Here is a 15,459-nt window from a genome sequence, read left to right as displayed (position 1 = left end):
ATAGAAAGAGATTTGTCTTTCTAAACAATATCTGTTAAATTTTGATCTTTATAAACATCATTTGATTTGATCAGATGTCTTTTGGTACTTCCTGATTCATACAAAAGAATAGATGTCAAAGTATGAATCGGGGATGCAGTCGTTAGTCAGCCCTAAGTCTTATTTTAAATAAGCCTTAAGATTGTTTGCGTTAGTAGAAAATTTTATTATGATAAATTTAACAATTTAGAAAAGGGTGAGGGCAAGATGAACATTATTGAGGTTTCGGGGTTATCAAAGACTTATGTAAAGCGCAAAACAAAGGAACCGGTAAAGGCAGTTAACGATATTTCGTTTTCAGTTAGAAAGGGTGAAATTCTTGGCCTATTAGGACCTAATGGCGCAGGTAAAACAACGACAATAAAAATGCTTTGTGGACTGTTAAAGCCGGATCAAGGATCAATTCTAATTAACGGTGTTAACAACGCTAAGCAGCGCTTGCAAGCATTGCATCATATTAGTGCAGTTTTAGAAGGGAATCGAAATTTATACTGGCGCTTAACAGTCAGAGAGAATCTTGAATATTTTGCTGGTAACAGGGGTTTTTCCAGAAAGCAAGTTGCACATCGAATAGATACCTTACTCGTGTTATTTAATTTAAAGGAAAAAGAAAACGAACTAGTAAATCGTTTATCTAGAGGGATGCAACAGAAGCTGGCTATTGCCGTCGCTATGTTGGCGGAAACTGAAGTTATTTTACTTGATGAGCCAACTCTAGGTCTAGATGTGGAAACCAGCTATGAGGTAAGAGCTATTCTCAAGGAAATTGTTAAGGATGAGGATCGAACAATTATTATTACATCGCATGACATGGCTGTTATTCAAGAGGTTTGTCAACGGACCATTATTATTAATCATGGCAAGGTAGTGGCAGATGAAGAGATTTCAAATTTAATGCGTCTGTTTGATGTTCGTGCCTATACAGTAACACTAGGGGCTGAGCTAACCCCAGCACAACAAGCCCTATTAGAAAGTGAGTTTATTACCTATGACTATCAAGCGGATCTTATCCAACCACTTCTATCAATTGAATTAACTCACGCAGAACAATTATATCAGCTCTTTGATATTTTGAAGCGGAATGAAACCCCAGTTGAACAGATAGATCGGCGTACGATTAACTTTGAAGAGGTATTTATTAAAATTGTAAAGGGGGAAGCAGTTGATGAAACTAGTCTATCAATTTCAAGCGAACTTGCGTAAGCAGGCCATTCAAATGAAACGTTATGCACCAAATACGATTGCGATGGTGTTGACCGTCTATATTATTTTTATCTCAATCTTTGCAGGTATTCAACTAATTGGTAATCCTGAGACGCAAGCTGTAACGATTCAATATACGATTATCAATTATATCTTTTGGTATTTAGCAATGATGCTTGTGAATGGGATTGGCTATCAAATCATGTCAGAAACCTCAGAAGGTACGTTTGAACAGCTAGGAATGACGCCAAGCGGAATTTGGCGAATTCTTTCTATGCGCTTACTAGGTGAGTGGGTTCTCCATTCTATTATGGTTGTCCTTCTTCTTTTTCTATCCATGTTAACAACTGGCCAGTGGTTGAACATTGATATAATTGCTATCTTACCTATTTTTTTAATAACCAGTTTAAGTATGTACGGGTTATCATTTGTTATCGCCGGACTTACGATTGTATTTAAGCAGATCCAAGCTTTATTGCAGATCTTTCAGTTTGTTTTAGCAGGCTTAGCCTTTGTCAGTCTATCATCTATTTATTATCAGCTGTTCCTGCCAATTACAAAAGGGATTGCCATGATTAGAGCGATTATGATTGACGGTTATCAGATAACTGATTTTAGTACAATGGATTTTACCTTACTAATCGGAAATGCGCTGATTTATATTATTATTGGCCTTAGCATGTATCTGTGTTGTGAAAGCTATGCCATGAAAAAGGGCTTACTTGCCCACTATTAGTCAATTTTAATTAGCAAAAACCGATCTTTTTCATGAAATGCGTGTTTGGAATAAATAAAGGTCCACACAACTGCTGAGTTAGGTAAGATCACGAAGTTAGGAATTGTTGCGATTGTCGTTACTCTTGAAAAGCCTTGCTCATAGTAGCTAATGTTACTATTAAGTAGGGAGAGCGATTGATTACTTTTATTGCATACAAATGCAGTAATTAATAGTTCATTTTTATAATTGAGCGCACGATAGACAGGTACAATATCTAATTGCTCAGGACCAACCATCTCTGCCTGTGAAGATGAAGCATACTGAAATAGATGCTCTAAGTCATTGCGATCTTTCATGCTTATTGTTTTCGCCCATTTTGGATGCCAGTTTAGTTGGCCATTCATTGAAACACATCCTTATCAAAGAAGTTAATCTAGTATAGCATGGGTTGTGTTTAGATGCGAATATCGTTAGAATATTAAGAGAAATGAGGGATTAATATGACAACCGAACAGTTAGATTTAATTAAGCAATTAGTATCTATTCCTAGTCCATCTGGACACACGAAAAAAGTTATTCAATTTGTGGAGCAATACTTTAATGAACTAGGTGTGTCCACTCAGCACAATCGTAAAGGGGGCTTAATTGCGACCTTGAAGGGCGTGAACGACGAAGAGCAGAGGATGTTAACCGCCCATGTTGATACATTGGGAGCAATGGTTAAGGAAATTAAACCAAATGGTCGTTTGAAACTCGATTTAATTGGTGGTTTTCGGTATAACGCAATTGAAGGAGAGTACTGTCAAATTGAAACAGCTACTGGAGCTGTTATTACTGGCACTATCTTAATGCACCAAACCTCCGTACATGTTTACAAGGATGCCGGTTCAGCAGAACGCAATCAAGCCAATATGGAGGTAAGGATTGATGCCAAGGTACATAATGAAACAGAGGTACGTGCTTTAGGAATAGAGGTAGGTGACTTTGTTTCGTTTGATCCGAGAGTGGAAGCGACAGCTAATGGCTTCATTAAATCACGCCATTTGGATGACAAAGCAAGTGTAGCTATTTTAATGACTGTTGTTAAACGATTAATTGCTGAAAAAATAACCTTACCTTACACAACCCATTTCTTAATTTCTAATAATGAAGAGATTGGTTATGGTGGTAATTCCAATATTACCCCAGAAACGGTTGAATACCTAGCAGTTGATATGGGGGCGATGGGTGATGGACAGTCGACTGATGAGTATTCAGTCTCGATTTGTGTCAAGGATGCATCAGGTCCTTATCACTATGAATTAAGAAAACACTTAGTTAATTTAGCTGAACAAAACAACATTGACTATCAGTTAGATATTTATCCTTTTTATGGATCTGATGCATCGGCAGCTATTCGTTCTGGACATGATATTATTCATGGATTAATTGGACCAGGAATTGATTCTTCACATGCATATGAACGTACACACATGGAGTCTTTAGTTAAAACAGGAGAACTTGTTTATCATTATCTGTTATCAAAACTAATTAATTATTAAGCTAATAATATTTGCTTAGAACAGGTTGTTTTAAAAAAAATCAAATTTGATTAGGGTTATTTAGCACCAAAAATACAGGATAGCTCTTCGGACACGGTTATGCTTGACCAGCTCTGAAGAGGAAACCTGTATTTTTGGTGCTTATTTTTATTTCAACAGAAATTCAGCCGATAGCTGGTTTGTTTACACTGTGTTTCAGTAAGGTTAACGCCACTTTAGCATCAATATATTAACTTTCAGCTGAGCACGGTGAGGGGTGGACTCTCTCACCGTGAGGACTTTAAAAATCTGAGTAAAATAGCTTTTCAATTCGTCGGCATTATTTTCACTTCTAATCCTGATTTTGCACAATTGGACTGATTCATTCATGATGAACACCCAACTAAGTGGAGATAAGCAACGGGTGAGACTTCTGCGCCAATAGGATAAGCTGAAGACCCACTTTTGTGGCGTATCTTTCTTCACAAAGTGGGGGGATCTTAGACTAAATCCGTCACGTCCTGGGACTGGGATTACTCGTCCACCAAAAACATTTGTGACAACATCTAACTAACTTACATCCTGTAGGCTCGAATCCAGACTCGTTAAAAGCGGAGCCATTGCTTTTGGAACGACATAGCTTGCCAACCTGATAAGAAAGTTAACATGGGTATTGCATACCCACTCTCCCGAACACGTTCAAGGCTGAATGACTATATTCAATGTGTGAAAGATGAATAATTAAGGATAACAGTATTAAAATGGTGTTGACTAGCTTGAAGTATAGAATATATGCACACTTGAATCAGGAATTGTCGATATTACTAACAATAGTTTGGTTTTTTAAAATTATAGTGGAAGTTTTTGATCTTATTAAGAACACATATTGGAATAGGACTAAAGTAATTTTAAAAAGTAAAAAAAAGATAGTTAAAGAGGATTGAAAGAGGGAATAAATAAAGAAGATAGAAAATCTTACATTTTATTCAATTAAATTATAAGATATTATCTTCTTAAGTGTTATAATTTTAGTATAACTATTAATATATACCTAGTCCTTTAGTCAGTTTTTTTGTTATTTAACACGATCGTTCGTGCTTAGTTAATTCAAATGATAGTAAGTGGGGAAAGTTAATAGTTGAGTTTAAGAAGTAAGGTGGTGATTGGGCAAAAAGGGGTTCGTGCGTGTCATTTTATATTGTAGCATTGGAATTAACTGCTGTCGAAAGTTAACGGCAAGGAATTGCATGGTATGACTAACATGTTTTTTAAAAAATACATAGAGCTATTTCAACAAAAATATAAGTGAATTATTTAAACATTAAATACTTATACATGACTAAATAACTAGTTTGCTTTGTTACATTAATTCAATTGAATTAGCTAATGGGATGTCGGTTAGATTGCCCATATTATTAATTGATCTTATGGAGAGTTATTATCCTGCTAGTAGCGGTCAAAGTGTAAGTGGAAATTGTATCATTTGGTATCAAGAGTATGAAGAGTAAAACTTTGAAAGAAGGTTATTAAGATTTTAAGCAAAGCTACTTAAATAATACGGGGTAATCCTGGTTATTCAGTAGCTTTTTTTAGATGATAAAACAAGTCTGAACAATTAAAGAAAGCTAGGTGTTTAATGATGAGAAAAGATTTACTAGATGATTTAGAGGATTATTTTTCAGTTACTATTTCTGAGTTAGACCAACATTATGAAGTCATTTCGTTTTTAGCAATAAGTCCAGCCCAAGGTATACATACCCTTGATTACTATTTAGATGAAGATATCACTGAAGTAACAATGCTTAATTCACAGGAAGATGCTTTATATTATTTTATTAATCAACTATCAAGTGCAAAAGAGACCTATATTAGTCCGACCCCAGTTCATTCTAAAGTTAATCGCACTTATTTATACAGACTTGAACAACCTGTCAATGTAAAATATTCAGTGAGTTGTGGACTGGGTATAGTAAGAGAACGTTTTAAGCAGCGTAATTATTTTCTATACTCAATTAATCCCTCATATCGAAATGAACCAGAACGGGTTGAAGAATTAATTCCTGATTTTTTACGGTTAAAATTGTATTGCCAGCTGGTCAATGGTCATATGCAGATTGACAAGCGTTTAAGGAAACAATGGAGAGAAAATAAGCAACTACTCATATCTTTTTTATTTGCTAATCATGAGGAGGTTATTGCTGAGTTAGAAGATATTTTTAAATAAATTACTTTACCTGTCGTAGTAATTTAGGTATAATTAAATTACTACGACAGATGTAGTATGGTGTGGAGGTGTTTTTTTGTTATCAAGTGATATCATGCGTGGCTACAACGATACGATTATTCTTTCGCTATTATTAACTGGCCCCTCATATGGCTATGAGATTTCCAAGCAAATAAAGCATAGGTCTGGTGAGAAGTATATTATGAAAGAAACAACGTTATATTCTGCCTTTACTCGATTAGAGAAGAACGCGCTTGTTGCTTCATTTCAGTTAGATGAGAAAACGGAGGGGAGACGACGAACGTATTATCAAATTACTGAAAAAGGAAAAGAATTTCTTGCGCAAAGGCGTGCGGAATGGACAGTTACTAAAGAGGTTGTTAATCAATTTCTTAATCCCTAAACAACATGGAAAGGTGTGAATGACGTGGAGACCATTTTAATGTATCTTGACAGCATGTTTGAAAAGTTACCCAACACAGAGCAGGTTATCGAGGTCAAGCAAGAGCTTAAGATCAGCATGCAGGATAAGTATGAAGCCTTAAAGCATGAGGGAAAGTCGGAGAACGAAGCGATCGGGACAGTGATAGCTGAATTTGGTAATATTGATGAAATTATTGAAGCGCTAAATGTTACGATTGAGGAAACTAACGACGATGCAGATTATAGCAGTGTAAGTGATCAGGAAATTAATCATTTTATCGAGGTGAACAATCAATCTGCGCATCGAATTGGGATTGGTGTAGCAATTATTATAGCTGGTGTCGCTACCTTCTTGCTATTCAATCGTTTTGTGCAAGACTTTACTCAGTGGAATAACAGTTTTTTTAATTGGACAATAGTAGGACTTGTATTCTTGTTTCTGGCTATTGCAGTGGGAACAGGACTGTTTATTTATGATTCAAGTCAAACAAATCAGTTTGAAGCATTTGGGAAGTCGATAGTGCTAACACCAGAACAACAAATGAACATTAAAGATAAACTACATCATTACTCTCCAAGCTACGTGAAAGGTATTATTATCGGTGTTTCGCTATGTATATTCGCTCCATTACAGCTCATTGTTGTTGTGAGCTTCAACAGTAATTATGCAGAATATGCAACTGCTGTACTTCTAGTAATTGTTGCTATAGCTGTCTATTTGTTTGTTTATTTCGGTGTGAAAAAGGAAGGGTATAATCGTCTCTTGTTAGCAGAAGAATACGATGCAAAAAAGAATAAGGAGCATGACAAGGTTATTGGGGCAGTTGCTGCTTTTGTCTGGCCACTTGCAATCGCTATTTTTCTTTTTACTGGGTTAGCTTTAAACCAATGGCATATAAATTGGATTATATTCCCTATTACAGGGCTTTTATTCGGTGGTTTTGCCGGTATGTATGGTGCTTTAAAGGGAGAATAAAGTTAAAAAGACTTGCATCATTCCTATAACCATGATATATTCGTTATGCGATGAGCTGATTTGCATAAGACGCGCACATCAAACGTTGAATGTGGCAACGGTGACGCGCCGCAAATATGATTACTTGTTCCAGGATCAAGTAATATAAGGCCGGTTCCTTCTTATGAAGGAGCCGGTTTTTATATGGTTTGAAACCGCCTTGTTCTACGAGGGTTTAGGCTGATTATATTCTTTAAAATTGATAGAAAATTGAACTCAATCTTTTCTAGTAAGAGCCGATAATAAAAAAGACCCAGCCAAGCTATGTGGAATGAAAGGGGATAGGTATTTGAAGGTAAGCAAGCTAATAAAACTTGTTGCAACTCTTTTGGTTATGCTGACGACAATCGCTATTTTCGACACAAATACTTATAAAGTTCATGAAGTTCAGTTAAGGACAGCTAAATTAAAGCCAACAAACCGGATAAAGCTGTTACAAATCTCTGATTTACATAACCGAGATTTATCTGGGAAATTCGAACAAATTCTTCAGCTAACTCCTGATTTAATAGTTCTAACCGGTGACTTAATTGATAAAAAAACCAAAAATCTTTCAACTATTAAAATTTTTCTTGATCATCTGTCTGAAATGGACAAACCAATCTACTATGTTTCAGGTAATCACGAGGTAAACCATCAACTATATAGTGAACTAACAGTGCTACTAGAAGAGGCGAATGTGCAGATACTTGATAACAGTTCACAGGTGATAGAGCATAATGAAGGTAAGTTTGCATTAGCAGGGGTTGCGAATGCTTCTACTGGACATGCCAATATAGACAAAGCTTTAACGGAAATTGATGAAAGTATGTTAACTATATTGTTATCGCACACCCCGTTAACCGAAGCCGAACCAGTTGATCTTATTGTGAGCGGCCATACGCATGGTGGTCAAGTTAGATTGCCCTTTATAGGTGGGTTAATTGCGCCTGATCAAGGATTATTTCCGAAATATGATAAAGGTCTCTATTCTTTAGATCACCAGACTAGCTTGTATATTGATAGTGGGATAGGGACAAGTGTACTGCCAATCAGGCTTTTTAATCGTGCTCAAGTATCAGTCATAACGATTGAGGGTGTTGAAGTTAATTAAAGTATGCTGTTCTAAGTTATTTGCTAATGATCACAATTAACTAACCGATGTAAAAAGAGTGAGTCATTTGATCTAATTTTTAGATTGAAAAAAAAGGTGATTCTGTTATAATTTTTAACCATAATATAGTGCTAGATTAGTATGTTATGTTGAATAAGATAATTTATGAAGGGGTGTTTTCAAGTGAAGCTTACTATTAGAAAAAAAATGAGTGCAGCATTTGCTTCGGTTTTACTGTTGATCTTAATTATTGGCGGTTTATCCTTTGTGGGGATGCGTTCAATTAATTCCGAATTAAATGATATGTACGCCCATCATGTTCAAGGAATTAATTTAATTAAAGAAGCTGAAGTGCAACTTTTGTCAATTGAAAGAGCGAGGAATAATTTATTAATTACTAATCATCAGGATCAACGGGAGATCTTTGCTAATCAATTGACTGAGTCTCATGACCTATTTGTTGAAGCAATTGATCAATCAGAACCATTAATGTTCACTAACACAGGACTTGAACATATTAATAATATCCGCACATTGCTAGAAGATTTGGTCGAGAGCGAAGCGGTTATTGTCGACTATGCACTTAATGGCAATGCGAACCAAGCAGGTGCATTCAGAAACATAAGTGCTAACTTAATTAGTCAAATTGAATCTGAAGTAGATGAAATTGTTAACATAAAAAACGAGCTTGCGCAAGAAGCAGAAACACGTTCCACCGGTATTTTTAGTTCGACAATGGCTATTTTCATTATTGTGCTAATCCTTGCTGTCGTTATTGTATTAGTTGTATTATTCATTATTGATCGCACAATAACCAAGCCAATTAATCAAGTGAATGGCATGGCCAAACAACTAGCTGAGGGTAATTTCAATATCGAACCACTACAAGTTAAATCTAAAGATGAGTTACGAACTTTGGCCGAATCAGTTAACACGATGCTTAAAAATATTCGGCATTTATTACAAGCCATACATACGAGTGCAGAAGAGGTCGCAAGCTCTTCAGAACAATTAACAGCTATCTCTCAGCAGTCAGCTTCGATTTCAGGTGAGGTAGCACATACAATGGAATCATTAGCAGAGGGAGCTAATGCCCAAGCGACTGATACTGAGGAAGCAACAAAGCATGTGGCTGATATCGGTAGACTACTAGAAAAGAACAATCACGCTATTACTACTGTTATTACAGCATCTCAATCAATTAATGAGAAGAAATCAACTGGCTCCAAGATTGTTGAACAACTAGTAGGACAAACGAAGAAGAATACTAAAGAAACAGATCTTGTGTATCAAAACATTATGGAGAATAATCAAAGCGCAGCTAAAATAGAAGCGGCTAGTGAAATGATTCAAGGGATTGCAGATCAGACGGGCTTACTTGCATTAAATGCAGCTATAGAGGCTGCCCGGGCTGGAGAACAAGGAAAAGGTTTTGCGGTTGTGGCTGATGAGATTCGCAAGTTGGCTGATCAATCCAATCAATTTACCCAAGATATCTTGTCTGTTATCAGCGAGTTAAGGAATAAATCAAATGAATCTGTTGATAAAATGAAAACGATGAAGGAGATGATGAATAGTCAGGCTAGCTACGTTTCAAATACGTCTAATATTTTTCATCAAATATCTGATGCGATTACAGAGACCGATCAAGCTGTTAAGCAATTAAATCAGGTGGCGGCGTCTTTAGATCGGAATAAAGAGTCAACGCTGGGAGTGGTAGAAAACTTAGCCGCGATAGCAGAAGAGAATGCAGCTTCGACAGAACAGGTTGCTTCTGCTGTTGATGAACAAGAAGCAAGCTCTAAGGAAATTTCATCATCAAGTGAAAATTTATCAAAAATATCAAATGAGTTAAATGAGCTTGTTCAAAAGTTTAAATTATAGTAAATTTTAAACTGCACTTCAATTTCAAGAAATTCATCAAATTTAAAAACACGCAATTGGCTAATGAATGAGTCAGTTGCGTGTTTTTATGGGTGTAGATCCATGTAACGTTGGTGAGACACTTTCGCAGATTTGACTGAAGTCATTTGCACATTTAATTAACCAACGCCATTTGCTGAAGAGCCTTTTTTTGCAATAGGTACGCTTGCTAACTCACTTAATCAAAATAATTTCCATTCAGTACTAATTTAGCGTATTATTTAAATTATCCAGGTAACAGAAGATAGGAGTGAGTATGTGCATTCAATTAATCCCAAGCATTTAAATGAACAGGATAATTATAAGCTCTTAATTGGCAGTATTTTACCACGACCAATTGCACTTGTGACATCGCTTGCTGTTGACGAAACCTTAAATGGGGCACCCTTTAGTTTCTTTAATGTTGTGAGCTCACAGCCGCCAATTGTTGCTATTGCTGTACAGCGACAGAATGGTCAACAAAAGCATACGGCGCAAAATATCTTAACACAAAAAGAGTTTGTCATTCATATTGTTGATAGTAACATGGTTGAACAAGTTAATATAACGGCAGCCGCAATGCCGGTAAATCAGAGTGAGATAAGTACAGCAGCATTGACGCCGGTAGCAAGTCAAATAATTAAAACACCTGGTGTAAAAGAAGCACAAATCAGGTTTGAGTGTAACTTGTATCAGCATGTTGCATTACCCAATTCCGATTTAATGCTTGGCGAGGTGGTTTGTTATCATATTGCTGATCCTATTTACCAGCATGGTAAAATAGATTATGACCAGCTTAAGCCAGTTAGTCGTCTTGCTGGTAATTCTTACGCAAGAATTGGTGAGGTTTTTTCAATTGATCGCCCACAATAAAGTGAAGCTTTAATTGGTGGGGGGGTTTGCAGTCAGTTAATCTGCTGAAACATAATTAAAACCAAGATGTAAATTTAATAAGAAAGCTGTCACACATAACCCGGTTATGAGTATTTTTTTGAAAATTAGTAAGGAGGGCAAGGCTTGAAATATCCAAGTAGTCAGGAAGTACAAAAGCGTTGTGCTGAGTTGACGGAACAATATGAAATAGATGACTCTATGTTTGATCAAATTATTGCACACTGGGATGAAAAGCAGGGAACTGTCGAAGAAAGGCTAACAAGTTGTTTTCAGGCTTTATTAAAGCAAGTAAGTGAAGAGATGGCTAAAATGGATAATCATATGTCAATGGCACCCTCGTGTCAGCTGGGTTGTGCTTTTTGTTGCTACTTCCCCATTATTGTAACAGAGCTCGAGGCTAAGCTAATTATTCATTCTATTCAACAGCTCTCACCGAAGCGAAGTGAGGCAATTAAGACACAGTTACAGAATTACCAAACTCTGCACAGAGACAAGCTTGATACAGCACGTCAAATAGATTTTAAAGAGGACGAACAATTCAAACTTAAATACCGCCAGCTTAATTTACCATGCCCATTACTAAATTTAGAGACAAATACATGTATGGCCTATGAAGTTCGTCCAACTCCATGTCGGACGTATATTAATTATATGGACCCTAAACTTTGTGCCAATCAGCCAATGCCAAAAGAAACGGTCAGCTTTGAGTTCCTTTACCTGCCTTATTTCGAAGCTCTAAATGAATTTCTACAATGGCTATACGAAGATGAGGATACGAGCTTTATTAACTATCCTGATGATTTGTTTACCGAAGATTACTTAATCAATTGGTTACCAGATTAAATAGGAGAATCTAATTTTTTTATAAAGGATAGAAACGAACGCTTGTTCTTTTCTTTACTCTATGCTAAATTAAGATATGGCTTGAGAAGGAGGGATCAGCATTGAAAAAGAATTTCCTAATGATTGTGCTGTTGTTAATGTTTGTTGGCTGTGAGCAGCCAGATCAAGAAGTTATATCAGATACCGTAGGAGAACTAGTTGTTCATTTTATCGATGCGGGTCAAGCTGACGCGACCCTTATCCAAACGAATGAGCATATTATATTATTTGATGCTGGTGATTGGAATAAAACAGATGTCATCGATTACTTAAATACACTTCCGATTGACAAAATTGATTTAGTGATTGGATCGCATCCAGATGCTGATCATATTGGGCAACTTCCATTAGTTTTGAATCAATATTCAGTAGATGAGGTATGGTTGTCTGGCGTGAATTCAACCTCTGGTACTTATGAACGAACATTGGATGCAATTTTAGAAAAGCAGCTAAATTACCACGAGCCTAGAGCGGGAGAAAGCTATCAACTTGGAGAATTAGAAATTGAAGTGCTCTCACCACAAGCTTTATCAGGGGATGCAAATGAAGATTCTATCGCAATAAAAGTCATATATGGAGAGACAGGAATGATTTTGACTGGTGATGCTGGTCTCAAAGCTGAGGAGCAAATGATTGCTTTTTCCGACAATTTAGCAGTTGATATTTTACACCTTGGTCATCACGGATCACAGACCTCAACAGGGGAAGCATTTCTAACTGCTACAAAACCAAGCTATGCCATTATTTCAGCCAGTAAAAATAATAGCTATGGTCACCCGCATCCTGACGTGCTTACGCGTTTGCAGGATCATAATATTGATATTTACGCAACCTATGAACAGGGAACGATACTTTTTTACTCAGATGGCCATACATTTCTGAGTAATTCTAACGCCAACGATTTACTGTCAAGCATAGAAGATCAGTCCTGTATTAATTTAAACGAAGCTAAAAAAGAGGAACTTACTGAAATTATCCATATTGGTATACAGCGGGCTGAACAAATTATTTTATTAAGGCCGCTAGGCAGTATTGAAGCATTACTTAATATTGATGGAATTGGACAAGGGCGACTAGATGAAATTATTATTGAAAATAAAGCATGTGTGAGGTGATTGTTTGCAAGTACAGGGCGTTATTGATCGTTTTGAAGATCAACATAAAGCTGTTATTATTGTTGAAAAGATAGGACAGCAATTTGTTGTTGATCAGAAGTCATTACCATTGGATGTTAGTAAAGGTGATATATTAAACTTAACCATTGTTAAGGGAGAGATCACAGCAATGGTTAAAAATCTCGAGTATACAAATTTCAAAAAAAATCAGCTTGACCAGAAGCGGGAGCAATTAAAAAAAAGAGCAAAAGGAAGCTTGTTTAAAGAGCGTAATTAGATGAGAGTGGTGACTAGGTCATGAGTAGAAAAGCTTGGTTTATTATAACGATTATTTTAATGGGGAGCGGGATGATGGCAATTGTGGATATGGTCATTTCCCCGAATTATTGGATAAAGTCAATACTTAAGCTAAGCATCTTTATTGGTATACCGCTCTTACTTAATTTACGTTTCAACTATATACCTTTTAAAAAAGTTTTTTTCTTTCAGCGTCACCAGTTGCGCATACCGATGCTGTTGGCGGTAGGCGTTTATGTAGTTATTGTCACAACATATCTTTTTATTGGTGAGTTGTTTGATTTCTCGAATGTGACAAGGGCATTAGAGACAGATGTGGGCGTGACAAAAGCCAACTTTATTTTTGTTGCCATATATATTTCGTTAATTAATGCACTTGTGGAGGAGTTCTTCTTCCGGGGAATAGCATTTATTTCGCTTAAAAATGAATCGCAGCGACACATTGCATATAGCTTTAGTTCCATTGCTTTCTCACTTTATCATGTGGGCATAATGTACAATTGGTTTGAAGTTAGTTTTTTTCTACTGTTAATGTTCGCACTTATCTGCGCAGGGTTACTGTTTAATTGGTTAAATGATCATTTTAACAGTTTATATCCTTCATGGCTTGTACATGCGTGTGCTAATTTAGCGATTAACACAATCGGTTTACTATTGTTTAGTTCAACTTAAAAAAGAAGGACCTCACTCAGACAATGAGTCAGGTCCTTCTTTGGTGGAAAAATTAATAAACTTTATCGCCATTAAAAATCGAGTTCTTTACAACAACATAATCAACATTTCTGATTGCCTGAATATGACGTCCACCAGCATAAGAAATTGAAGATTGTAAATCCTGTTCCATTTCCGTTAACGTATCCTGAAGTCGTCCCCGGTATTTAACATGCATTTTCTTACCTTCAACATTTCGCTTTTCACCTTTTTGAAATTCTGAAGCCGAGCCAAAGTATTCTTTAAAGAGCTCACCATTATGCTCAACTGTTTCTCCTGGAGATTCCTCATGGCCTGCAAACAGTGATCCGATCATTACCATTGTGGCACCAAATCGAATTGATTTTGCAATATCACCATGGGTACGAATACCACCATCAGCAATAATCGGTTTACTAGCAGCCTTTGCGCACCATCTTAGAGCAGCTAGCTGCCAGCCACCTGTACCAAAGCCTGTTTTAATTTTGGTAATACAAACCTTACCAGGTCCAATACCAACCTTAGTAGCATCTGCTCCGGCATGCTCTAGCTCACGAACCGCCTCAGGAGTCCCAACATTACCAGCAATGACAAAGCTTTTCGGAAGCTTCTCTTTAATAAATTTAATCATATTGATAACAGCATTAGAATGTCCATGTGCAATATCAATTGTGATAAATTCAGGCACTAATTGCTGGTTTGCTAGTTGTTCAATAAACGTGTATTCCTCGTTCTTAACACCAACACTTATTGACGCAATTAAGCCGTCTGCTTGCATAGCTTTAATAAATGCTATTCTTGTGTTAGGCTCAAAACGGTGCATCACATAAAAGTAATCTTGCTCTGCTAAATAACGTGCAATCTTCTCATCAATTATTGTTTGCATATTTGCAGGTACCACGGGTAATTTAAACTGATGCCCGCCTAGCGTTACTGATGTATTGCACTCTGAGCGACTGTTCACAATGCATTTTGCAGGAATAAGCTGAATATCTTCGTAATCAAATACATTTTCCATATAAAACACCTCTAAAAACGAATATTTTTAATAATTTTTAATAATATTGTTCGACCATTACGTAATATACAGGAAAATATCCAAGATGTCAAAAAAATTGTTTAAGCTGTGCTTTTTCTAAATTAATCGGAGCAAAAACGATGTTGGGATTGCTTGTAATAAAGAATAATGGTTTATATTATTATAGGAAATGGTTAACGTGGAAATGCAATTGCTAAGAAATTATTAAATTTGTTATCTATGAGGAGGGTGCAGTAATGTTTGTTATTTCTAGCAACCTTTAAGTAGGGCTTGATTAGAAATGGCAATTGTTCATTAGTTTTGAGTAATGAAGAAAGAGCCTGGGACAAAAGAGTAATGGTTCTTCATCAAATAGCGTTTGTAAGCAAATTTTTGTATGATTTCAGCAAAAAAGAGCCGCTTTCA

15 protein-coding genes are annotated in these 15,459 nt (G+C 36.3%); 13 read left to right on the top strand and 2 right to left on the bottom strand.

Annotated elements, in window-relative coordinates:
• The first annotated feature begins 246 nt into the window (after positions 1-246).
• Both BM000_RS03220 and BM000_RS03215 read left to right on the top strand, forming a co-directional pair.
• Complete coding sequence (locus BM000_RS03220) at positions 247-1,242, top strand: ABC transporter ATP-binding protein (RefSeq protein ID WP_091494755.1); 996 nt, start codon at positions 247-249, stop codon at positions 1,240-1,242.
• A complete protein-coding gene (locus BM000_RS03215; RefSeq protein WP_091494753.1) occupies positions 1,205-1,978 on the top strand; it encodes an ABC transporter in 774 nt (257 codons plus the stop codon). Before BM000_RS03220 ends, BM000_RS03215 begins: the two co-directional genes overlap by 38 nt.
• Here the strand turns inward: BM000_RS03215 and BM000_RS03210 are convergent.
• A complete protein-coding gene (locus BM000_RS03210) occupies positions 1,975-2,364 on the bottom strand; it encodes an SLAP domain-containing protein (protein ID WP_091494751.1) in 390 nt (129 codons plus the stop codon). The genes BM000_RS03215 and BM000_RS03210 overlap by 4 nt on opposite strands.
• Before the next feature lie 96 nt (positions 2,365-2,460).
• Here BM000_RS03210 and BM000_RS03205 point away from each other — a divergent pair, with 96 nt between their 5' ends.
• From BM000_RS03205 to BM000_RS03150, 11 genes are all read left to right on the top strand, one after another.
• The gene (locus BM000_RS03205; RefSeq protein WP_091494749.1) at positions 2,461-3,501 is read left to right on the top strand and encodes a M42 family metallopeptidase; all 1,041 of its coding nucleotides are present in this window, start codon (positions 2,461-2,463) and stop codon (positions 3,499-3,501) included.
• 1,618 nt (positions 3,502-5,119) lie between these two features.
• Complete coding sequence (locus tag BM000_RS03195) at positions 5,120-5,704, top strand: hypothetical protein (protein WP_091494745.1); 585 nt, start codon at positions 5,120-5,122, stop codon at positions 5,702-5,704.
• Between the two features lie 76 nt (positions 5,705-5,780).
• On the top strand, positions 5,781-6,107 hold the full coding sequence (locus BM000_RS03190) for a PadR family transcriptional regulator (RefSeq protein WP_177178184.1): 327 nt from the start codon (positions 5,781-5,783) through the stop codon (positions 6,105-6,107).
• Positions 6,108-6,131: 24 nt separating this feature from the next.
• Positions 6,132-7,103, top strand: a complete 972-nt coding sequence (locus BM000_RS03185) for a permease prefix domain 1-containing protein (protein ID WP_143063880.1) — start codon at positions 6,132-6,134, stop codon at positions 7,101-7,103.
• Positions 7,104-7,431: 328 nt separating this feature from the next.
• The gene (locus BM000_RS03180; protein WP_177178183.1) at positions 7,432-8,235 is read left to right on the top strand and encodes a metallophosphoesterase; all 804 of its coding nucleotides are present in this window, start codon (positions 7,432-7,434) and stop codon (positions 8,233-8,235) included.
• Between the two features lie 183 nt (positions 8,236-8,418).
• On the top strand, positions 8,419-10,119 hold the full coding sequence (locus tag BM000_RS03175) for a methyl-accepting chemotaxis protein (protein WP_177178182.1): 1,701 nt from the start codon (positions 8,419-8,421) through the stop codon (positions 10,117-10,119).
• A gap of 297 nt (positions 10,120-10,416) precedes the next feature.
• Entirely contained in the window at positions 10,417-11,010 is a 594-nt protein-coding gene (locus BM000_RS03170; protein ID WP_091494737.1) for a flavin reductase family protein, read from the top strand.
• 144 nt (positions 11,011-11,154) lie between these two features.
• Complete coding sequence (locus tag BM000_RS03165) at positions 11,155-11,874, top strand: YkgJ family cysteine cluster protein (protein ID WP_245751554.1); 720 nt, start codon at positions 11,155-11,157, stop codon at positions 11,872-11,874.
• A gap of 101 nt (positions 11,875-11,975) precedes the next feature.
• Complete coding sequence (locus tag BM000_RS03160; RefSeq protein WP_091494735.1) at positions 11,976-13,028, top strand: MBL fold metallo-hydrolase; 1,053 nt, start codon at positions 11,976-11,978, stop codon at positions 13,026-13,028.
• Positions 13,029-13,032: 4 nt separating this feature from the next.
• Positions 13,033-13,305 carry a DUF3006 family protein gene (locus BM000_RS03155; RefSeq protein ID WP_091494733.1) on the top strand — a complete coding sequence of 91 codons (273 nt, stop codon included), beginning with the start codon at positions 13,033-13,035 and terminating at the stop codon, positions 13,303-13,305.
• 20 nt (positions 13,306-13,325) lie between these two features.
• Positions 13,326-13,997, top strand: coding sequence for a CPBP family intramembrane glutamic endopeptidase (locus BM000_RS03150; RefSeq protein ID WP_091494731.1), 672 nt, complete (start codon positions 13,326-13,328; stop codon positions 13,995-13,997).
• Positions 13,998-14,049: 52 nt separating this feature from the next.
• Here BM000_RS03150 and guaC read toward each other — a convergent pair whose 3' ends face one another.
• Positions 14,050-15,033 (bottom strand): GMP reductase, encoded by a 984-nt coding sequence (gene guaC / locus BM000_RS03145; protein ID WP_091494729.1) that lies wholly within the window; start codon positions 15,031-15,033, stop codon positions 14,050-14,052.
• Positions 15,034-15,459 lie beyond the last annotated feature (426 nt).

Origin of the sequence: Amphibacillus marinus (assembly GCF_900110345.1) — a bacterium.
Classification (GTDB): Bacteria; Bacillota; Bacilli; order Bacillales; family Amphibacillaceae; genus Amphibacillus_D; species Amphibacillus_D marinus.
The sequence above is the reverse complement of the archived record's forward strand: the minus strand, read 5'-3'. Positions and strand labels throughout refer to the sequence as shown.